At 56.8% G+C, this 19,803-nt stretch carries 19 protein-coding genes and 1 riboswitch; of the genes, 12 read left to right on the top strand and 7 right to left on the bottom strand.

Translation table 11 applies throughout. The features are described 5' to 3' along the window. Nucleotides 1–381: 381 nt before the first annotated feature. Nucleotides 382–1,971, top strand: a complete 1,590-nt coding sequence (gene purH, locus ACWYRJ_RS16575) for a bifunctional phosphoribosylaminoimidazolecarboxamide formyltransferase/IMP cyclohydrolase (protein WP_455508291.1) — start codon at nt 382–384, stop codon at nt 1,969–1,971. A 15-nt stretch (nt 1,972–1,986) separates the two neighbouring features. Next, nucleotides 1,987–3,279, top strand: a complete 1,293-nt coding sequence (purD, locus tag ACWYRJ_RS16580) for a phosphoribosylamine--glycine ligase (RefSeq protein WP_455508292.1) — start codon at nt 1,987–1,989, stop codon at nt 3,277–3,279. A gap of 58 nt (nt 3,280–3,337) precedes the next feature. Here purD and ACWYRJ_RS16585 read toward each other — a convergent pair whose 3' ends face one another. From ACWYRJ_RS16585 to nudC, 6 genes are all read right to left on the bottom strand, one after another. After that, the gene (locus ACWYRJ_RS16585; RefSeq protein ID WP_455508300.1) at nt 3,338–4,030 is read right to left on the bottom strand and encodes a DUF1481 domain-containing protein; all 693 of its coding nucleotides are present in this window, start codon (nt 4,028–4,030) and stop codon (nt 3,338–3,340) included. Nucleotides 4,031–4,041: 11 nt separating this feature from the next. Then, the gene (gene hupA / locus ACWYRJ_RS16590) at nt 4,042–4,314 is read right to left on the bottom strand and encodes a nucleoid-associated protein HU-alpha (protein ID WP_002445246.1); all 273 of its coding nucleotides are present in this window, start codon (nt 4,312–4,314) and stop codon (nt 4,042–4,044) included. Nucleotides 4,315–4,500: 186 nt separating this feature from the next. Further along, nucleotides 4,501–5,091, bottom strand: coding sequence for a YjaG family protein (locus ACWYRJ_RS16595; RefSeq protein WP_008503468.1), 591 nt, complete (start codon nt 5,089–5,091; stop codon nt 4,501–4,503). Between the two features lie 41 nt (nt 5,092–5,132). Next, nucleotides 5,133–5,804 carry a deoxyribonuclease V gene (nfi, locus tag ACWYRJ_RS16600; protein ID WP_455508293.1) on the bottom strand — a complete coding sequence of 224 codons (672 nt, stop codon included), beginning with the start codon at nt 5,802–5,804 and terminating at the stop codon, nt 5,133–5,135. Between the two features lie 9 nt (nt 5,805–5,813). Next, entirely contained in the window at nt 5,814–6,878 is a 1,065-nt protein-coding gene (hemE, locus tag ACWYRJ_RS16605; RefSeq protein ID WP_029742041.1) for a uroporphyrinogen decarboxylase, read from the bottom strand. 38 nt (nt 6,879–6,916) lie between these two features. Further along, entirely contained in the window at nt 6,917–7,690 is a 774-nt protein-coding gene (nudC, locus tag ACWYRJ_RS16610; protein ID WP_249577056.1) for an NAD(+) diphosphatase, read from the bottom strand. 95 nt (nt 7,691–7,785) lie between these two features. On the opposite strand from nudC, the gene rsd reads away from it, so the two are divergent. The 10 genes from rsd to ACWYRJ_RS16660 all read left to right on the top strand — a co-directional run bounded on the left by rsd (nt 7,786) and on the right by ACWYRJ_RS16660 (nt 16,568). Then, nucleotides 7,786–8,283: a sigma D regulator gene (gene rsd / locus ACWYRJ_RS16615; protein ID WP_111966112.1), complete on the top strand. Its 498-nt coding sequence runs from the start codon at nt 7,786–7,788 to the stop codon at nt 8,281–8,283. Nucleotides 8,284–8,337: 54 nt separating this feature from the next. Further along, nucleotides 8,338–8,446: riboswitch (TPP riboswitch) on the top strand. Between the two features lie 79 nt (nt 8,447–8,525). Continuing rightward, a complete protein-coding gene (thiC, locus tag ACWYRJ_RS16620; protein WP_455508294.1) occupies nt 8,526–10,421 on the top strand; it encodes a phosphomethylpyrimidine synthase ThiC in 1,896 nt (631 codons plus the stop codon). Beyond that, nucleotides 10,421–11,062: a thiamine phosphate synthase gene (thiE, locus tag ACWYRJ_RS16625; protein WP_455508295.1), complete on the top strand. Its 642-nt coding sequence runs from the start codon at nt 10,421–10,423 to the stop codon at nt 11,060–11,062. The genes thiC and thiE overlap by 1 nt, the downstream gene beginning before the upstream one ends. Beyond that, nucleotides 11,049–11,804: a HesA/MoeB/ThiF family protein gene (locus tag ACWYRJ_RS16630; RefSeq protein WP_455508296.1), complete on the top strand. Its 756-nt coding sequence runs from the start codon at nt 11,049–11,051 to the stop codon at nt 11,802–11,804. The genes thiE and ACWYRJ_RS16630 overlap by 14 nt, the downstream gene beginning before the upstream one ends. Beyond that, entirely contained in the window at nt 11,788–11,988 is a 201-nt protein-coding gene (gene thiS / locus ACWYRJ_RS16635) for a sulfur carrier protein ThiS (protein ID WP_032644502.1), read from the top strand. Before ACWYRJ_RS16630 ends, thiS begins: the two co-directional genes overlap by 17 nt. A 1-nt stretch (nt 11,989) precedes the next feature. Next, the gene (thiG, locus tag ACWYRJ_RS16640; RefSeq protein ID WP_455508297.1) at nt 11,990–12,760 is read left to right on the top strand and encodes a thiazole synthase; all 771 of its coding nucleotides are present in this window, start codon (nt 11,990–11,992) and stop codon (nt 12,758–12,760) included. Continuing rightward, complete coding sequence (thiH, locus tag ACWYRJ_RS16645; protein WP_271369724.1) at nt 12,757–13,884, top strand: 2-iminoacetate synthase ThiH; 1,128 nt, start codon at nt 12,757–12,759, stop codon at nt 13,882–13,884. Before thiG ends, thiH begins: the two co-directional genes overlap by 4 nt. Nucleotides 13,885–14,220: 336 nt before the next feature. Next, nucleotides 14,221–15,762 carry a sensor domain-containing diguanylate cyclase gene (locus tag ACWYRJ_RS16650; RefSeq protein ID WP_115877033.1) on the top strand — a complete coding sequence of 514 codons (1,542 nt, stop codon included), beginning with the start codon at nt 14,221–14,223 and terminating at the stop codon, nt 15,760–15,762. A 180-nt stretch (nt 15,763–15,942) separates the two neighbouring features. Continuing rightward, nucleotides 15,943–16,251 (top strand): PTS sugar transporter subunit IIB, encoded by a 309-nt coding sequence (locus ACWYRJ_RS16655; protein WP_010425948.1) that lies wholly within the window; start codon nt 15,943–15,945, stop codon nt 16,249–16,251. Further along, nucleotides 16,251–16,568 carry a PTS lactose/cellobiose transporter subunit IIA gene (locus ACWYRJ_RS16660; protein ID WP_455508298.1) on the top strand — a complete coding sequence of 106 codons (318 nt, stop codon included), beginning with the start codon at nt 16,251–16,253 and terminating at the stop codon, nt 16,566–16,568. The genes ACWYRJ_RS16655 and ACWYRJ_RS16660 overlap by 1 nt, the downstream gene beginning before the upstream one ends. 58 nt (nt 16,569–16,626) lie before the next feature. Here ACWYRJ_RS16660 and rpoC read toward each other — a convergent pair. Beyond that, on the bottom strand, nt 16,627–19,803 hold a 3,177-nt coding region (gene rpoC, locus ACWYRJ_RS16665; RefSeq protein ID WP_455508299.1), incomplete at its 5' end, for a DNA-directed RNA polymerase subunit beta'.

Below are 19,803 nucleotides of genomic sequence, written 5' to 3' on the forward strand. Positions count from 1 at the left end.
CGTATATTACGCTTTCCTCTTTCAGAGTCAACCCGTTATTTCAGGATTTTTTCTCTTCAACCGACCGGGCTGTTTGTGAAGTGATTCACATCCGCCGTGTCGATGGAGGCGCATTATAGGGAGTTCCCGAACGACCGCAACCGAAAAGTTGCAAAAAAATGACTGACTGCTGCATTCCCCAGCAAAACCCCGCCTTATACCCTTTTACACACAGACTTATCCACAGTGATGCGAAAAAGTGAAAATGTGCGAGCGTTGCGCAAACGTTTTCGTTAAAATGCTCGCGCTTAACAAGGATGCCTCGTCAGGTGTGTTAGATGAGTTTTTCGCAGGAAAATTCATCTAACGCTCTCTGTAATCGTGAAATCCAGGGGATTTACCATGCAACAACGTCGCCCAGTCCGCCGCGCTCTGCTCAGTGTTTCTGATAAAGCCGGTATCGTCGAATTCGCTCAGGCACTTTCTGCACGCGGTGTAGAGCTGCTTTCCACAGGCGGTACCGCTCGCCTGTTAGCAGATAAAGGTCTGCCGGTAACCGAAGTGTCCGATTACACCGGTTTCCCGGAAATGATGGATGGACGCGTCAAAACTCTGCACCCGAAAGTGCACGGCGGTATTCTTGGCCGTCGCGGTCAGGACGACGCCATTATGGAACAGCATGACATCGCCCCAATCGACATGGTTGTCGTTAACCTCTACCCGTTTGCCCAGACCGTAGCCCGCGAAGGCTGTTCTCTGGAAGATGCCGTAGAGAATATTGATATCGGCGGCCCAACCATGGTGCGCTCAGCAGCCAAGAACCATAAAGATGTGGCTATCGTGGTGAAGAGCAGCGATTACACCACCATTATTAATGAGATGGACGCCAACGAAGGGTCACTGACTCTGGATACCCGTTTCGACCTCGCCATTAAAGCTTTCGAGCACACCGCAGCGTATGACAGCATGATCGCCAACTACTTCGGTAGCCTGGTGCCGGCTTACCACGGTGAAAGCAAAGATCCTTCTGGCCGCTTCCCGCGTACCCTGAATCTGAACTTCATTAAGAAACAAGATATGCGTTACGGTGAGAACAGCCACCAGCAGGCTGCCTTCTATATAGAAGAAGAGGTAAAAGAAGCCTCTGTTGCGACCGCTCAGCAGGTTCAGGGCAAAGCGCTCTCCTATAACAACATTGCCGACACCGACGCGGCGCTGGAATGCGTGAAAGAGTTCAGCGAGCCGGCCTGCGTTATCGTCAAGCACGCCAACCCATGCGGCGTGGCGGTAAGCACCTCTATTCTGGATGCCTACGATCGCGCCTACAAAACCGACCCGACCTCCGCGTTCGGCGGCATTATCGCCTTCAACCGCGAGCTGGATGCTGAAACCGCACAGGCCATTATCTCCCGCCAGTTTGTCGAAGTGATTATCGCGCCATCGGCCTCCGAAGAAGCGCTGAAAATCACCGCGGCAAAACAGAACGTGCGCGTACTGATTTGCGGCCAGTGGGCAGAACGCGTGCCGGGCCTGGACTTCAAACGCGTAAACGGCGGCCTGCTGGTTCAGGACCGCGATCTGGGCATGGTGACAGAAGCCGACCTGCGCGTGGTGACCAAACGCCAGCCGACCGAACAGGAACTGCGTGACGCGCTGTTCTGCTGGAAGGTCGCAAAGTTCGTGAAATCCAACGCCATCGTCTACGCGAAAGAGAACATGACCATCGGGATAGGCGCAGGCCAGATGAGCCGCGTTTACTCTGCGAAAATCGCGGGTATTAAAGCAGGTGACGAAGGTCTGGAAGTCAAAGGCTCCGCCATGGCTTCTGATGCCTTCTTCCCGTTCCGTGACGGTATCGACGCCGCAGCCGCTGTGGGCATCACCTGCGTGATCCAGCCAGGCGGTTCAATCCGCGACGACGAAGTGATTGCCGCTGCCGACGAACACGGCATCGCGATGATCTTCACCGACATGCGCCACTTCCGCCATTAATTCCCGGAGCTGAAAATGAAAGTATTAGTGATTGGTAACGGCGGACGCGAGCACGCGCTGGCGTGGAAAGCGGCGCAGTCTCCGCTGGTGACAACGGTCTTCGTGGCACCGGGCAACGCCGGTACCGCACTGGAACCCGCGCTGCAGAACGTGGCTATCGGCGTGACCGACATTCCGGCGCTGCTGAGTTTTGCCCAGAGCGAGAAAATCGACCTGACCATCGTCGGCCCGGAAGCGCCGCTGGTGATTGGCGTGGTGGATGCGTTCCGCGCAGCGGGCCTGAAAATTTTCGGCCCAACGGAAGGCGCCGCGCAGCTGGAAGGCTCCAAAGCCTTCACCAAAGATTTCCTCGCGCGTCATAACATCCCGACGGCGGAATATCAGAATTTCACTGAAGTGGAGCCTGCTCTGGCCTACTTACGTGAGAAGGGCGCGCCGATTGTTATCAAGGCCGACGGTCTGGCCGCCGGTAAAGGCGTGATCGTCGCGATGACGCTCGACGAAGCCGAAGCCGCAGTTCAGGACATGCTGGCGGGCAATGCTTTCGGTAATGCGGGCCACCGCATCGTGATCGAAGAGTTCCTCGACGGTGAAGAAGCAAGCTTCATCGTTATGGTAGACGGCGAGCACGTTCTGCCGATGGCCACCAGCCAGGACCACAAGCGTGTGGGCAATGGCGATACCGGCCCGAATACCGGTGGAATGGGCGCTTACTCCCCCGCTCCGGTAGTGACTGACGAAGTTCACCAGCGCACCATGGATCGCATCATCTGGCCGACCGTGAAGGGAATGGCGGCAGAAGGGAATACCTACACCGGTTTCCTTTACGCAGGTCTGATGATCGACAAGCAGGGTAACCCTAAGGTCATCGAATTCAACTGCCGCTTTGGCGATCCGGAAACGCAGCCAATCATGCTGCGCATGAAATCCGATCTGGTGGATCTGTGTCTGGCAGCCTGCGATGGCAAGCTGGACGAGAAAACCTCCGAGTGGGACGAGCGTGCGTCTCTCGGCGTGGTGATTGCTGCGGGTGGTTATCCGGGCAACTACAGCACCGGTGATGAAATCCACGGCCTGCCGCTGGAAGAGATTGAAGGTGCGAAGGTGTTCCACGCCGGTACGAAGCTGGCTGAGGACGATCGTGTTCTGACCAACGGTGGCCGCGTGCTGTGTGCAACCGCGCTGGGCCATACCGTGGCAGAAGCGCAGAAGCGCGCCTATGCGCTGATGGCGGATATTCACTGGAACGGTAGCTTTAGCCGTCAGGATATCGGCTATCGCGCGATTGCGCGCGAGCAGGGGGAGTAACGGAACCGTCTGTTCCCCCTCATCCTAACCCTCTCCCTCAAGGGAGAGGGAATTTACCTCAGAAACTCTTCTCTGTCGGCTGCCAGGTGCAGAAGTCTTCGTTCGCCACCAGCAGCAGCTGAGAGCCTTCCGGCGCCTCAAGCCACGCCACACTCACTTCCATTGATGAATGACGCTGACGGCGTTGAATGTGTTCGGTTGCCCAGGATTCGAGCTCAGGCTTGACCGTCTGCCCTTCGCAGGTTGTCACCGACCCATCGGCATGCCAGCGCCCCTGGCGCAGCACAACGCGGCCCAGACGAAGCGCATCGCTGGTCTGGCGGATTTGTTCGGCACGATAACGGTAGAGGGCGATTTGATCGCTGGAAAGCTGCTGTTTTTGACCGCTGACTTCGCGCTGCATAAAGCTCAGCTCGCCATGGTCGTCAAAACGCACTTTCACATGTTCGGGGGTTTTGCTGTAGACGTTCAGTTCAATCAGCGACAGGTCATCTCCCTGCCAGCGATATTCCGCAGTCGACGTATTGCCGTTATGCCACGGGCTGAAGGCAGAAAGCAGATGAACTTCGCCGCCGGAATCTTTGCGCCAGATCCTGACCGCGCCCTGGTTGTCCGCGTAACCGCTGGCGGTAAACGGCGGCAGGGAGGTGTCGTGGCTACAGGCTGACAGCAGCAGCATGCCTGCCAGCGCGAGCGTTCCACGCCAGAAAGACAAAAGGGGCGTTACCGCCCCTTCGCTAAAACTGTTCACTGCCACGCGTCTTACTTAACAGCGTCTTTCAGTGCTTTACCAGAAACAAATGCCGGCACGTTAGCTGCGGCGATTTTGATTTCTTTACCGGTCTGCGGGTTGCGGCCAGTACGCTCAGCGCGGTGGTTCACTTTGAAGGTACCGAAACCAACCAGTTGTACAGCATCACCTTCTTTCAGAGACTCAGTAATAGCAGCCAGGGTAGATTCCAGAGCAGCTTTAGCCTGCACTTTAGACAGATCAGCCTTGTCCGCAATTACATCAATCAGTTGAGTCTTGTTCATAAGTTATCCTTACAATGTGTTTATCGCTTGCTAAGCATCGAGTGCGACGAAAATGCCAAAAAAGCACTCTCCTGCATACACGCACCGATAGCCACTTTTTTTCGCCCCCCAAATGTAGACCAGACAAGGGGCGAAAGGGAAGAGTCGAGGAGCGACAAAACGGGCGTTATCTCAAGATTTATTGTCTCATTGGTTAAAAATTATACCAATATTGCTCTCGCCAGCCTCTCGTAAGTCCGCGCGCAGCCCTTTTATCAGCTCAATATCGCGTTCTTCACACTCTGCTAACAGGCGGAAAATTTCCCACTGAATGTCCCATTCTTGCTCAACCGCCGGGTTCGCACGCAGTTCTTCGTCGGTCATTTCCCGACCTTCCTGGGTCATTTCCAGCATCGCGACGGTCGTAATAGATGCCTTACTGACTTCAATAGCGTGCTCCAGCGTTTCACCGCTCAGACGGGAGTGAAGCAGTTCGCTTAACGCCACGCAGGCATCAATCGCCGGGTAGACACCGTACAGATCAAAATCATCCGCCACCGGAATCGCCTCTTCCAGCTTTTCGAGCTGAGAGTCGAAATTCACCTTCGCGTCTTTCACCGTCAGCGTTTCCCAGATCAGATCCAGAATGCGACGGTAGATATGGCCATCACCAAAGCCGGTCTGCTTGCAGAACGCGGCATAGTTGGGATACATGCGCTCGCACAGGCAAGCCATAAAGGTGACGTGCTGCCAGCTTTCCAGCTTTTCAAGGCGCAGGTGAATCGGGTTTTGTAGCATGATGATCTCTCGAATCGAAAATTAGGCGCAGTTTACCTGAATCATCGCTGAATTTCCTGCCAACGAACAAAAGCCGGACGTGAAGACGCCACTGCGTCTGCCCAGCGCGTCGGCTCCGGCAAGCGGTAGCCCTTCATGCAGCGCTGCACCCACGCGAGGGCGCTGTCCATGCTCACACGGTGCCCGGTAGCGATAAAGAGCGGGTTACAGCGTGCCTTGCTGCGCCAGACCCACGCCAGCTGCTCGCCTTTATGGATGAGCGGCGCCAGCGCACCCGGCTCGGATGCAAGAGGTTCAAACGCGCCGCACAGGCGTTTCTTGGCGACGCCAATGGTCGGCACATCCACCAGCAGCCCAAAATGACTGGCAACGCCTAAACGACGCGGATGTGAGATCCCGTGCCCATCGACAAACAGCAGGTCAGGTTTTTGCGAGAGCTGCTCCCACGCTGCCAGCAGCGCGGGATATTCGCGGAAGGAGAGAAAGCCCGGAATATACGGCATGGTGGTCGCGATACGCGCGACCTTGTACTCCACCAGCTCAAGCGAAGGGTATTTCAGTACCACCATCGCCGCTCGCGTCACGTCCCCACCCTGCTCGAATCCGACGTCTGCTCCGCCAATGTACTGCGGAGGGTCCTTATCCAGACAATCCTCGCGGATCACCGATGAGGCCAGTTCGATTTGTTGAGCGCGTAGCGACGCGAGATCCATAACGACTCCTTACTTGTGATACTGGGCAGAAAGCCGATGCACCGCCTCCACAAATACGCCTGCGTGTTCTGGCGGCACATCCTGATGAATGCCGTGGCCGAGGTTAAAGACGTGGCCTTCCCCCTGGCCGAAACCAGACAGTATAGTCGACACTTCTTCTTCAATGCGGGCTGGCGGCGCATAGAGCATGGACGGGTCCATATTGCCCTGCAGCGCTACTTTGTCGCCCACGCGACGACGCGCATCGGCGATATCGGTGGTCCAGTCGAGACCCAGCGCGTCGCAGCCGGTTGCCGCCATCGCTTCCAGCCACTGGCCGCCACCTTTGGTGAACAGCGTCACCGGCACGCGGCGACCTTCGTTTTCACGCAGCAGGCCGTCGACGATTTTATGCATGTAATACAGGGAGAACTGCTGATAATCGCGCCCGGTCAGCACGCCGCCCCAGGTATCGAAAATCATCACCGACTGCGCGCCCGCCTTAATCTGCGCGTTCAGATAGAGCGTAACGCTCTTCGCCAGCTTGTCGAGCAGCGCATGCAGGGCCAGCGGCTCGGCGTACATCATCTTTTTAATCATGGTGAAGGCTTTGCTGCTGCCCCCTTCCACCATATAGGTCGCCAGCGTCCACGGGCTGCCTGAGAAGCCAATCAGCGGCACTTCCCCTTTCAGCTCGCGGCGAATGGTGCGCACGGCGTTCATCACGTAGCCCAGCTCGCCTTCCGGATCGGGAATCGGCAGCTTGTCCACGTCGGCTTTGCTTTTGATCGGAGAGGTGAAACGCGGACCTTCACCGGTTTCGAAGTACAGGCCAAGGCCCATCGCATCCGGAATGGTCAGAATATCCGAGAAGAGGATCGCCGCATCCAGCGGGAAGCGGCGCAGCGGCTGGAGCGTCACTTCACAGGCCAGCTCGGCGTTTTTGCAAAGCGACATAAAATCGCCCGCCTGCGCGCGCGTGGCTTTGTACTCTGGCAGATAGCGTCCCGCCTGGCGCATCATCCACACCGGGGTGACATCAACGGGCTGGCGCAGCAGCGCACGCAGATAACGATCGTTCTTCAGTTCGGTCATTTTTGCAGTTCCTTAAGCGTCATGGCCTCAGTGTAACACTACTCATACTCGGCCCGACACATCACCACGGTATCTTCTATCAGCCGACGCGCCACGGTACCCGGCGGTGGTAACAGCGGTAAATCGTCGTAGCGATACCAGTTCGCATCCAGCAGCTCTTTCCGATCGATAACGATCTCGCCGCTGTCATATTCGGCCATAAAGGCCGTCATCAGCGACTGCGGGAACGGCCACGGCTGGGAGGTGACATAGCGCAGGTTCTTCACTTTGATGCCGCTCTCCTCCATTACCTCGCGCGCCACCGCCTGCTCCAGCGTTTCGCCCACCTCGACGAAGCCGGCCAGCACGGTGTGTACGCCGTTGCGATGACGGGTATGCTGCGCCAGCAGAATGGAATCATCCCGGCGGATAGCGACGATAATGCACGGCGCAATTTGCGGATAGTAGCGCTCGCGGCAGTGGCTGCAGAGCATCGCCCACTCGGTTTTGCTCGGACGCATGGTATGACCGCAGTAGCCGCAGTATTTGTGCGAGCGATAAAACTCCGCCAGCTGCACGCCGCGCCCCGCCAGCTGGAACAGGCCCACGTCCAGATCCAACACCTGGCGAACGGATCCCATATCCTGACGGCGCGCTTGCTGGATCAACCACACGGGCTCACCCTGCCACTCGCCGATCTCTAGCGCAGGCTGGCCCACGAGATCGAACGTTTCCGCCGCACCGTAGGGCAGTTCTCCACCGGGCAACCATAATTTTTGTTCGTGGCTGACGATCCACCAACCCAGATCTGATTTTTCAATAATACGATCCATATCTATTGCACTACCTTCGCTTCACTGACATGTTGTTAGCATTGTGGTTACATTCTGGATGAGCAGATTCAATCCTACACTTTGCGGAGTCGACCATGTTAAACCAGCTAGAAAGCCTGACTGAGCGCGTTAGAGGAAGTAACAAACTGGTGGATCGCTGGCTGCATGTGCGCAAGCATCTACTCGTGGCTTATTACAATCTGGTCGGCATTAAGCCTGGCAAAGAATCGTTTATGCGATTGAACGAAAAAGCGCTGGATGATTTTTGTCAGGGCCTGGTCGACTATCTGTCCGACGGCCATTTCAATATTTATGAACGCATTATCCGCGAAATGGAAGGGACAACGCCGTATTTAGCGGCCAGCAAGCTCTATCCGCTGCTGGAAGCCAATACCCAGCAGATCATGGATTACTATGATTCCACGCTCGAGAATGCCATCGATCACGATAACTATCTTGAGTTCCAGAAAGCGCTATCCGACCTCGGCGAAGCGCTTGAGGAGCGATTCACGCTGGAAGATAAGCTGATCTCTCTCGCCCTGGACAATGATTTGAACATCAGTAACGAAGAGAACGTCGCGCGCCCTGCTTGAGTTCTTAATCGTTAACGAGTAATTTACAACCATTCGCCCCTCTCACGAGGGGGATTTTTCTTGTCGGAGTGCCCAGAGCGAAAGCCGGGCTGAGACCGTTAATTCGGGATCCGCGGAACCTGATCAGGCTAATACCTGCGAAGGGAACAAGAGTCACACTGCTGTTGTATCGCCCCCCGGGCGATCCTCTCTTGCTTCATCCGTCGTCTGACAAGCCATGTCCTTCACTTTTGGAATGAGCTATGTCTACTGTAAAACTGACCCGCCGCGAACAGCGCGCACAGGCCCAACACTTCATCGACACGCTGGAAGGCACCGCTTTCCCCAACTCGAAACGCATCTACATTTCCGGCTCGCAGGACGATATCCGCGTTCCGATGCGCGAAATCCAGCTCAGCCCGACGCTTATCGGCGGCAGCAAAGAGAATCCACAGTATGAAGACAACGAAGCCGTGCCGGTGTATGACACCTCCGGCCCATACGGCGATCCTGATGTTGCCATCAACGTCCAGCAGGGGCTGGCAAAGCTGCGCCAGCCGTGGATTGACGCGCGTAACGACTGCGAAGAGCTGAGCGTGCTCAGCTCTGCGTACACCAAAGAGCGCCTGGCCGACGACGGCCTGGACGAGTTGCGCTTTACCGGCCTGCTGACGCCAAAACGTGCTAAAGCAGGTAAATGCGTGACCCAGCTGCACTACGCCCGCCAGGGTATCGTCACGCCGGAGATGGAGTTCATCGCCATCCGTGAAAACATGGGTCGCGAGCGTATCCGCAGTGAAGTGCTGCGCTATCAGCATCCTGGTGAAGGCTTTGGCGCGCGTCTGCCGGAGAACATCACGCCGGAATTTGTACGTGACGAAGTGGCCGCCGGCCGCGCGATTATCCCCGCCAACATTAACCACCCGGAATCCGAGCCGATGATTATCGGCCGCAACTTCCTGGTGAAGGTCAACGCTAACATCGGTAACTCGGCCGTCACCTCCTCCATCGAAGAAGAGGTGGAAAAGCTGGTCTGGTCCACGCGCTGGGGTGCGGACACGGTAATGGATCTCTCCACCGGCCGCTATATCCATGAAACCCGCGAATGGATCCTGCGTAACAGCCCGGTACCGATTGGCACCGTCCCGATTTATCAGGCGCTGGAGAAGGTCAACGGCATTGCCGAAGACCTCACCTGGGAAGCGTTCCGCGACACCCTGCTGGAGCAGGCCGAGCAGGGCGTGGACTACTTCACCATTCACGCGGGCGTGCTGCTGCGCTACGTGCCGATGACCGCGAAGCGTCTGACCGGCATCGTCTCGCGCGGCGGTTCCATCATGGCGAAGTGGTGCCTGTCCCATCACCAGGAAAACTTCCTCTACGAGCACTTCCGCGAAATTTGCGAAATCTGCGCCGCGTACGATGTCTCTCTGTCGCTGGGCGACGGCCTGCGTCCGGGCTCTATTCGCGACGCGAACGACGAAGCGCAGTTTGCCGAGCTGCACACGCTGGGCGAACTGACCAAAATCGCCTGGGAGTATGACGTGCAGGTGATGATTGAAGGTCCGGGACACGTGCCGATGCAGATGATCCGCCGCAACATGACCGAGGAGCTGGAGCACTGCCACGAAGCGCCGTTCTATACCCTGGGGCCATTGACCACCGATATTGCACCGGGCTATGACCACTTCACCTCAGGCATTGGCGCGGCGATGATCGGCTGGTTCGGCTGCGCCATGCTCTGCTACGTGACGCCGAAAGAGCACCTCGGCCTGCCAAATAAAGAGGACGTGAAGCAGGGGCTGATTACCTACAAAATTGCCGCCCACGCGGCGGATCTGGCCAAGGGCCATCCGGGCGCGCAAATCCGCGATAACGCCATGTCGAAGGCGCGCTTTGAATTCCGCTGGGAAGACCAGTTCAACCTGGCGCTGGATCCGTTCACCGCCCGCGCCTATCACGACGAGACCCTGCCGCAGGAATCAGGCAAAGTCGCGCACTTCTGCTCTATGTGCGGGCCAAAATTCTGCTCGATGAAAATCAGCCAGGAAGTGCGTGACTACGCCGCAGCGCAAACCATTGAAGTGGGCATGGCGGACATGTCTGAAACCTTCCGCGCCAAAGGCGGCGAAATCTACCTCAAAAAAGAGGAGGCGTAATGTACCAGCCCGATTTCCCACCCGTCCCCTACCGTTTAGGGCTCTATCCGGTGGTGGACAGCGTGGCGTGGATAGAGCGACTGCTGGAGGCAGGCGTTCGCACCCTCCAGCTGCGCATCAAGGATAAGCGCGATGACGAGGTGGAAGCCGATGTGGTTGCCGCCATCGCGCTGGGGCGTCGGTATAACGCCCGCCTGTTTATCAACGATTACTGGCGACTGGCCGTTAAGCACCAGGCGTACGGCGTGCATCTGGGTCAGGAAGACCTCGAAACAACGGATCTAAGCGCTATCCGTGAAGCCGGGCTGCGTCTTGGCGTGTCAACGCACGATGACATGGAGATCGACGTGGCCCTGGCGGCCCGTCCCTCTTACATCGCGCTGGGCCACGTCTTCCCGACGCAAACCAAGCAGATGCCCTCCGCACCGCAGGGTCTGACGCAGCTGGCGAGTCATCTTAAACGCCTTGCCGATTACCCCACCGTCGCCATCGGCGGAATCAGCCTTGAACGCGTCCCGGCGGTGCTGGAGACCGGCGTCGGCAGCATCGCCGTCGTCAGCGCCATCACCCAGGCTGCAGACTGGCAGTCCGCCACCGAACAGCTGTTACAGCTGGCAGGAGCTGGCGATGAACGATCGTGACTTTATGCGCTACAGCCGTCAGATCCTGCTGGAGGATATCGCCATCGACGGGCAGCAAAAGCTGCTCGCCAGCCGGGTGCTGATTGTCGGTCTGGGCGGATTAGGCGCGCCCGCCGCGCTTTATCTGGCAGGTGCGGGCATCGGCACGCTGGTGCTGGCGGACGACGATGAGGTCCACCTCAGCAACCTGCAGCGACAAATCCTCTTTACCACCGAGGATATCAGCCAGCCGAAAGCAAAAATCACCCGGCAGCGGCTGAACCAGCTAAACCCGGATATCGAGCTGATTGCCTTACAGGAGCGTCTTAGCGGTGAAAGCCTGCACCGTGAAGTCGCCCTTGCCGACGTGGTGCTGGACTGTACCGACAACATGGCGACGCGCCAGGCGATTAACGCCGCGTGCGTGGCAAATCATACGCCGCTTATCACCGCCAGCGCGGTGGGGTTCGGCGGGCAGATGATGGTTCTGACGCCACCGTGGACGCAGGGCTGCTATCGCTGCCTGTGGCCGGACGATGCCGAGCCGACGCGCAACTGCCGGACGGCGGGCATTCTTGGTCCGGTGGTCGGCGTAATGGGCACCATGCAGGCGCTGGAAGCCATCAAGCTGCTCAGCGGCATGGAGACGGAACGCAATACGCTGCGGCTGTTTGATGCCCGCTCAGCCGGCTGGCGCCAGCTGGCGTTACGCCGCGCCAGCCGCTGCCCGGTATGTGGAGACCGCGATGCGCATTCTGTTTAACGATGAGCCGATGAGATGCGACGACGGGCTTACCGTTGCCGCACTGCTCGACAAGCTGCGTCAGCTCAAGCCGGGAACGGCGTTGGCGCTCAATCAACAGATCCTGCCGCGCGAGCAGTGGGAACATCAGCAGGTCAATGAAGGCGACCAGATCCTGCTGTTTCAGGTTATCGCAGGGGGCTGAGATGTTACGTATTGCCGATAAGGTTTTTGATTCGCATCTGTTTACCGGAACCGGAAAATTCGCCTCGCCGCAGCTGATGGTGGATGCCATTCGCGAAAGCGGCAGCCAGCTGGTGACGCTGGCGCTCAAGCGCGTGGATCTGCGCCACCACAGCGATGCCATTCTGGCTCCGTTGCTGGAAGCAGGCGTCACGCTGTTGCCCAACACCTCCGGCGCCAAAACGGCCGAAGAGGCGATTTTTGCCGCGCAGCTGGCCCGCGAGGCGCTCGGCACCCGCTGGCTAAAGCTGGAAATCCATCCGGATGCCCGCTGGCTGCTGCCCGACCCGATTGAAACGCTGAAAGCGGCTGAAAAGCTGGTGCAGCAAGGGTTTACCGTCCTGCCCTACTGCGGCGCTGACCCTGTTCTGTGCAAACGTCTCGAAGAGGTCGGCTGCGCTGCCGTTATGCCGCTGGGGGCCCCCATTGGCTCCAACCAGGGGCTGGAAACCCGCGCGATGCTGGAGATCATCATCGAGCAGGCCACCGTGCCGGTGGTCGTTGATGCGGGCATTGGCGTGCCCAGCCATGCCGCGCAAGCGCTGGAGATGGGCGCTGACGCGGTACTGGTGAATACGGCCATCGCGGTTGCCGACGACCCGGTCATGATGGCGCGTGCATTCCGCATGGCCGTACAGGCTGGCCTGCTGGCAAGGGGAGCCGGCCCCGGTTCGCGCAGTTTCCAGGCGCAGGCCACCAGCCCGCTGACCGGTTTTCTGGAGGCGATCTCATGAGCACGTTTACCGAGCGCTGGCGGCAGCTTAACTGGGACGACATTGCCCTGCGCATCAACAGCAAAACGGCGGCTGACGTGGAGCGCGCGCTGCATGCCCGCCATCTGACCCGCGAGGATCTGATGGCCCTGCTCTCCCCCGCGGCGAGCGCGTACCTCGAACCGATGGCCCAGCGAGCACAGCGGCTCACCCGCCAGCGTTTTGGCAACACGGTGAGCTTCTACGTGCCGCTCTATCTCTCCAACCTGTGCGCCAATGACTGCACCTACTGCGGTTTTTCCATGAGCAACCGCATCAAGCGTAAAACGCTCGATGAAGATGAGATTTCCCGGGAGTGTGCGGCCATTCGTGAAATGGGCTTTGAACATCTTCTGCTGGTCACGGGCGAACATCAGGGAAAAGTGGGAATGGACTATTTCCGTCAGCACCTTCCCGCCATTCGTCGTCAGTTTTCGTCGTTGCAGATGGAAGTGCAGCCCCTGTCGCAGGAGGAGTACGCAGAGCTCAAAAACCTCGGGCTGGACGGGGTCATGGTCTACCAGGAAACCTATCATGAGGCGACGTACGCCCGGCACCACCTGAAGGGTAAGAAACAGGATTTCTTTTTCCGGCTGGAAACGCCGGACAGGCTCGGCCGCGCGGGTATCGACAAAATCGGTCTGGGTGCGCTGATCGGGCTCTCCGACAGCTGGCGGGTGGATTGTTATATGGTGGCGGAACATTTGCTGTGGCTCCAGCAGCACTACTGGCAGAGCCGTTATTCCATCTCCTTCCCGCGCCTGCGCCCCTGTGCGGGAGGGATCGAACCGGCTTCGCTAATGGATGAACGCCAGCTGGTGCAGACGATCTGCGCGTTTCGCCTGCTCGCCCCGGAAGTTGAATTATCGCTCTCAACGCGTGAGTCCCCGGCGTTTCGCGATCGCGTTATCCCGCTTGCGATTAACAACGTCAGCGCGTTTTCCAAAACGCAGCCTGGCGGCTACGCCGACGATCGTCCGGAGCTGGAGCAGTTTGTGCCGCATGACGGGCGACGTCCGGAAGCGGTCGCCGCAGCCCTGACGGCGCAGGGCCTTCAGCCTGTCTGGAAAGACTGGGACAGCTGGCTGGGAAGGGCCTCGCAATGACGTTGAAACGCACAGCAACATCATAGAAATTTGTCGAGACGCTACGAAAAGGCAAAACCGGATGATTGTCATCGATCGTCCGGTTTTTTATTGTCGCAAGGTCAGCAACGGATGCTGACCGGGGCGAAAAGCGTCTTCCTCGTTTCGCCCTGCTTCTGATTCATTTCACAAACTGCCCCCGGCAAATGAATAAGTATTTTCTTAATGATTCTTAAGATAAATCATCTCGTCAGAAATCGTGCGCCGTATAATTCACCGCTAACCGCAGGACAGCGACTATGCTGAGAGGATATCGGCAGACGAAAAATATTCACCATCAGGAACGATGTACAGCTCATGGCACTTCACAGCAAAAAGCTCTCTTTTACACGGCCAATCATGCTCAGCTTTGCGGGGATCCTCTGCAGTTTTGCGGTGATCGCGATCGCGGTAACGCTTTCGCAACGAAAGGATTTTCTTGAGGATTATCATAAGATCAATAGCAACTTCACGCATAACCTGGCGGTGAACTACACCGAATCTATCCTGCGTGAAAACGACTATATCCTGGGCCGTTCCGCGATGTACTTTGCCCGCGACGACAGGCTAAACGAGACGCTCAACGTCAACCCGACGCAAGGGCTGCAGATGATGATGCATTTGCAGAACCTGATGCCGACCGTCTCCTCCATCTCGCTGGCGGACACGCAGGGGCATTATCTTCGCGCACCAGAGGTGCTCCCCACGGAGACGAGTAAAACCTTCGATCCCCGGACACGCCCGTGGTTCGTCGCTCAGGCGGAAGCCAGTATCTTCAGTCACTATACCCGTCCCTACATGGACTACTTCACTGGCCATCCGACGGTAACACTCTATAAGCCTTTGATTTCGCCTGAAGGGAGACTGAAGGGAACGCTCGCTTTCCATCTCGATTTGACGTCTATGGGCTTCACCCTGCGCCAGATGGTGGCGCCCGTTCAGGGGGAATTCTTCGTCGTCGAACGCGATGGTGCCGTGGTGCTGCATCCGGATACCGGCGCGCTGTTCAAACAGTACGTGAGCGAAGCGCTGATGGACAAAATGACCAGCGGCGAAGGTCATCTTTACGACAAGAAAAGCAACGCCTGGTATTACTACTACTCATTTACCAACCCGGACTGGTTTGTCATCTACCGGGTCTCTGGCGAGACGCTCACCGATATTACCCGTCACGAAACAACTATCGTTGGCTGGGGGTTTGCGCTGGCCGCCATCATCATCATCCTCTTCGGCTTATACCTCCGCCACGCCTCGCGTTCAGTGCTGATGCACATTATCAATGCCATCAAGACTGGCGATGTTAGCGAGGCGCCGCGCCTGGAAGCGATGCTGAGCCACACGATTCAGTCCAACAAAGAGCGTGAAATGGCGTATGTTCGCCAGGCCACTCACGATGCGCTGACGGGCTGCAAAAACCGCCGCGCGTTCGACAGCGATGTCGCGGAGCTGCTGAATGCCCAGCAGCCTTTCGCGATGGCGCTGGTAGACATTGATAACTTCAAGTCAATTAACGACACGCTGGGTCACCTGACCGGTGATATTGTTCTGCGTAACGTGGCTCGCGAAGGGATTCAGATCATGCAGCCACATCACGTCTCAATTTACCGTTATGGTGGAGAAGAGTTCGCGGTAATCTTCCAGGCTGAGCAGATGTCTTCCGCGCTCTCGTTGCTGGAAGCGTGGCGTACCGCCGTTGAAAAGCGCGTCTGGCGGGAAGAAAACCTGCGGGTTACGTTCAGCGGCGGTCTTGGAGAGTGGCATTTTGAACCGCTGGAGCAATTTGTCGGGAGCGTTGATAACGCCCTCTACAGCGCCAAACAGCAGGGCAAAAACCGCATTAACCGAACGTCCATCAGCTAATCCTGCCTCTTTCACCCTGCCCGTTTCCACGGGCCGGGTGCCTGACAATGCAAAATTGTAACCGGTTTCAGAAAATCACCGGTTTCTTTGTGATGCCTGACACACAATCGCGGTAAAGCGGTTGTTGAAGCGGTCTGCACGGGATAATTATCAATAAACACATGTAGATCGAGGCTGATTATGAAGAACATCGTTTTATGCTGTGCAGCGGGAATGTCAACCAGCATGCTGGTTCAACGTATGAAAGACGCCGCGCAGAAAAAAGGAGTTGAAGTCACCATTAAAGCCGTTCCGGTTGCGGAGTTTAAAGACAACATCGCGACGGCCGACATCGTATTGCTGGGGCCACAGGTTAAATACGAGCAGGCTAAACTCCAGGCGCAGGCCGACCCGTTGGGTAAAAAGGTCGCGGTGATCGACATGATGGATTACGGCATGATGAAAGGTGATGCCGTACTGGAAAAAGCGCTCAAACTTCTGGAGTCATAATGGAAGACTTAGAAACCACGATTATGGAACTGCTGGTCAACGCGGGCGCGGCGCGCAGTGCAGCCCTGACGGCGTTACAGATGGCGCGTAAAGGTGATTTTGACGAAGCTGAAAAAGCGATGGAAGAGTCGCGTGAATTTGTGAAGCATGCGCACACTATACAGACGCAGCTTATCGGTCTTGATGAGGGGACCGGGAAGCTTCCGGTTAACCTGATCACCGTCCACTCGCAGGATCACCTGATGAACGCCATGGTCATTCAGGATCTGGCGGGCGATATGATTGAGCTTTATCGTCGGATCCCATTGGTGAATTGAATACATGCAGATGTAAAAAAACCCGCCGAGGCGGGTTTTTTATTTACGGCATCAACGATTACTCGTTGTCGGAACCGCCCAGACCTGCGTTCAGCAGTTCTGCCAGGCTCGCGGATGCATCTTCAGCAGTCACCTGCGGTGCAGCTGGCAGTTCGCCTGCAGCACGACGACGCATACGATCCTGATGGTACGCATAACCGGTACCAGCCGGGATCAGACGACCCACGATGACGTTCTCTTTCAGACCGCGCAGTTCATCACGTTTACCTGCAACAGCGGCTTCGGTCAGGACACGAGTCGTTTCCTGGAACGATGCTGCAGAGATGAAGGACTCGGTTGCCAGAGACGCTTTGGTGATACCCAGCAGATCGCGCGAGAAGGTCGCACCGATTTTGCCGTTCGCTTCCAGTTCGCGGTTAGCGATCTTGACGCGTGAGTATTCAACCTGCTCGCCTTCCAGGAACTCGGAGCTGCCTGCGTTTTCGATAGTTGCTTTACGCAGCATCTGACGAACGATAACTTCGATGTGCTTATCGTTAATCTTAACGCCCTGCAGACGGTAAACGTCCTGTACTTCGTTGGTGATGTAACGCGTTACTGCGTGTACGCCACGAAGACGCAGAATGTCATGCGGAGCTTCTGGACCATCGGAAACCACGTCACCACGTTCTACACGTTCACCTTCGAACACGTTGAGCTGACGCCACTTAGGAATCATCTCTTCGTACGGTTCGCTGCCATCTACTGGAGTGATAACCAGACGGCGCTTCCCTTTGGTCTCTTTACCGAAGGAGATGATACCGCTGATTTCAGCCAGGATTGCAGGCTCTTTCGGACGACGTGCTTCGAACAGGTCCGCAACGCGTGGCAGACCACCGGTGATGTCCTTGGTACCGCTTGATTCCTGTGGAATACGCGCCAGAGCATCACCCGCACCGATCTGAATGCCATCTTCCAGCTGAACTATCGCTTTACCCGGCAGGAAGTACTGCGCAGGCATGTCGGTACCCGGGATCAGAACGTCGTTACCCTGAGCATCAACGATTTTCAGTGCAGGACGCAGATCTTTACCACCGGTAGTACGTTCAGCAGAATCCAGAACCACCAGAGAAGACAGACCGGTCAGCTCGTCCGTCTGACGAGTAATGGTCTGGCCGTCGATCATGTCAGTGAAGCGGATGAAACCACTTACTTCGGTGATAACCGGCATGGTGTGTGGATCCCAGTTTGCAACGGTTTCACCGCCGGCAACCTGCTCGCCATCACCTTTCGCCATAACCGCACCGTAAGGCACTTTATAGCTCTCTTTGGTACGACCGAATTCGTCGATCAGCTTCAGCTCGGTGTTACGAGAGGTCACAACCAGCTTGCCAGCAGAGTTAACAACAGACTTCGCGTTGCTGAGCTTGATGCTACCTTTGTTTTTCACCTGGATGCTGGATTCAGCAGCCGCACGAGATGCCGCACCACCGATGTGGAACGTACGCATCGTCAGCTGTGTACCCGGCTCACCGATGGACTGTGCCGCGATAACGCCGATAGCCTCACCTTTGTTGATGAGGTGGCCACGCGCCAGGTCACGACCATAGCAGTGCGCACATACACCAAAATCGGTGTCACAGGATACAACGGAACGTACTTTCACGGAGTCAACAGAGTTCGCTTCCAGCAGGTCACACCAGTGCTCGTGCAGCAGCGTGTTGCGTGGAACCAGAATGTCTGCAGTGCCCGGCTTCAGAATGTCTTCCGCGGTTACACGACCCAGAACGCGATCGCGCAGTGGCTCTTTAACATCACCACCCTCGATAACCGGGGTCATGGTGATACCTTCGAGGGTGCCACAATCGTCTTCGGTCACAACCAGATCCTGGGCAACGTCAACCAGACGACGCGTCAGATAACCGGAGTTCGCAGTTTTCAGTGCGGTATCCGCCAGACCCTTACGAGCACCGTGCGTGGAGATGAAGTACTGGAGTACGTTCAGACCTTCACGGAAGTTCGCGGTGATTGGCGTTTCGATGATGGAGCCATCTGGCTTCGCCATCAGACCACGCATACCTGCCAGCTGACGAATCTGTGCTGCCGAACCACGCGCACCGGAGTCGGCCATCATGTAGATGCTGTTGAAGGAAACCTGCTGCTCTTCTACGCCGTCACGGTTAATCACGGTTTCGGTCTGCAGGTTATCCATCATCGCTTTGGATACACGATCGTTCGCCGCTGCCCAGATATCGATAACTTTGTTATAGCGTTCGCCCGCGGTAACCAGACCAGACTGGAACTGCTCCTGGATCTCAGCAACTTCGGCTTCCGCTTCAGAGATGATCTCGTGTTTCTTCTCTGGGATGACCATGTCATCAATACCAACAGATGCACCTGAACGCGCTGCATAAGCAAAGCCGGTATACATTGTCTGGTCAGCGAAGATCACGGTCGGCTTCAGACCCAGAATGCGGTAACAGGTGTTCAGCATTTTGGAGATCGCTTTCTTGCCCAGCGCCTGGTTGACGATGGAGAAAGGCAGACCTTTCGGTACGATCATCCACAGAATGGCACGGCCAACGGTCGTGTCTTTCAGGCTGGTTTTCGCAACGAATTCGCCGTTTTCATCTTTTTCGTATTCGGTGATACGCACTTTAACGCGCGCATGCAGAGAGGCCAGGCCAGCGCGATAAATACGCTCAGCTTCTTTCGGGCCAGTCAGCACCATGCCTTCGCCTTTGGCGTTAACACAGTCACGGGTCATGTAGTACAGACCCAATACAACGTCCTGAGAAGGAACGATAATTGGTTCACCGTTCGCTGGGGACAGGATGTTGTTAGTAGACATCATCAGCGCACGCGCTTCGAGCTGGGCTTCCAGCGTCAGCGGTACGTGAACAGCCATCTGGTCACCATCGAAGTCGGCGTTATAGGCCGCACAAACCAGCGGGTGCAGCTGGATAGCTTTACCTTCGATCAGGACTGGCTCAAATGCCTGGATACCCAAACGGTGCAGAGTTGGTGCACGGTTCAGCAGTACCGGGTGTTCGCGGATAACTTCGTCCAGGATATCCCAAACGACAGCTTCTTCACGCTCAACCATTTTCTTAGCGGCTTTGATGGTGGTGGCGAGTCCTCGCAGTTCCAGCTTGCCGTAGATGAACGGTTTGAACAGCTCCAGTGCCATTTTCTTCGGCAGACCGCACTGATGCAGACGCAGGTATGGACCTACGGTGATTACAGAACGACCGGA

This window comes from Enterobacter sp., from assembly GCF_977039595.1.

Coding starts and splice junctions, on each gene's coding strand:
- purH (WP_455508291.1), top strand. CDS start 382: ATGCAACAACGTCGCCCAGTCCGCCGCGCTCTGCTCAGTGTTTCTGAT.
- purD (WP_455508292.1), top strand. CDS start 1,987: ATGAAAGTATTAGTGATTGGTAACGGCGGACGCGAGCACGCGCTGGCG.
- hupA (WP_002445246.1), bottom strand. CDS start 4,314: ATGAACAAGACTCAACTGATTGATGTAATTGCGGACAAGGCTGATCTG.
- ACWYRJ_RS16595 (WP_008503468.1), bottom strand. CDS start 5,091: ATGCTACAAAACCCGATTCACCTGCGCCTTGAAAAGCTGGAAAGCTGG.
- nfi (WP_455508293.1), bottom strand. CDS start 5,804: ATGGATCTCGCGTCGCTACGCGCTCAACAAATCGAACTGGCCTCATCG.
- hemE (WP_029742041.1), bottom strand. CDS start 6,878: ATGACCGAACTGAAGAACGATCGTTATCTGCGTGCGCTGCTGCGCCAG.
- nudC (WP_249577056.1), bottom strand. CDS start 7,690: ATGGATCGTATTATTGAAAAATCAGATCTGGGTTGGTGGATCGTCAGC.
- rsd (WP_111966112.1), top strand. CDS start 7,786: ATGTTAAACCAGCTAGAAAGCCTGACTGAGCGCGTTAGAGGAAGTAAC.
- thiC (WP_455508294.1), top strand. CDS start 8,526: ATGTCTACTGTAAAACTGACCCGCCGCGAACAGCGCGCACAGGCCCAA.
- thiE (WP_455508295.1), top strand. CDS start 10,421: ATGTACCAGCCCGATTTCCCACCCGTCCCCTACCGTTTAGGGCTCTAT.
- ACWYRJ_RS16630 (WP_455508296.1), top strand. CDS start 11,049: ATGAACGATCGTGACTTTATGCGCTACAGCCGTCAGATCCTGCTGGAG.
- thiS (WP_032644502.1), top strand. CDS start 11,788: ATGCGCATTCTGTTTAACGATGAGCCGATGAGATGCGACGACGGGCTT.
- thiG (WP_455508297.1), top strand. CDS start 11,990: ATGTTACGTATTGCCGATAAGGTTTTTGATTCGCATCTGTTTACCGGA.
- thiH (WP_271369724.1), top strand. CDS start 12,757: ATGAGCACGTTTACCGAGCGCTGGCGGCAGCTTAACTGGGACGACATT.
- ACWYRJ_RS16650 (WP_115877033.1), top strand. CDS start 14,221: ATGGCACTTCACAGCAAAAAGCTCTCTTTTACACGGCCAATCATGCTC.
- ACWYRJ_RS16655 (WP_010425948.1), top strand. CDS start 15,943: ATGAAGAACATCGTTTTATGCTGTGCAGCGGGAATGTCAACCAGCATG.
- ACWYRJ_RS16660 (WP_455508298.1), top strand. CDS start 16,251: ATGGAAGACTTAGAAACCACGATTATGGAACTGCTGGTCAACGCGGGC.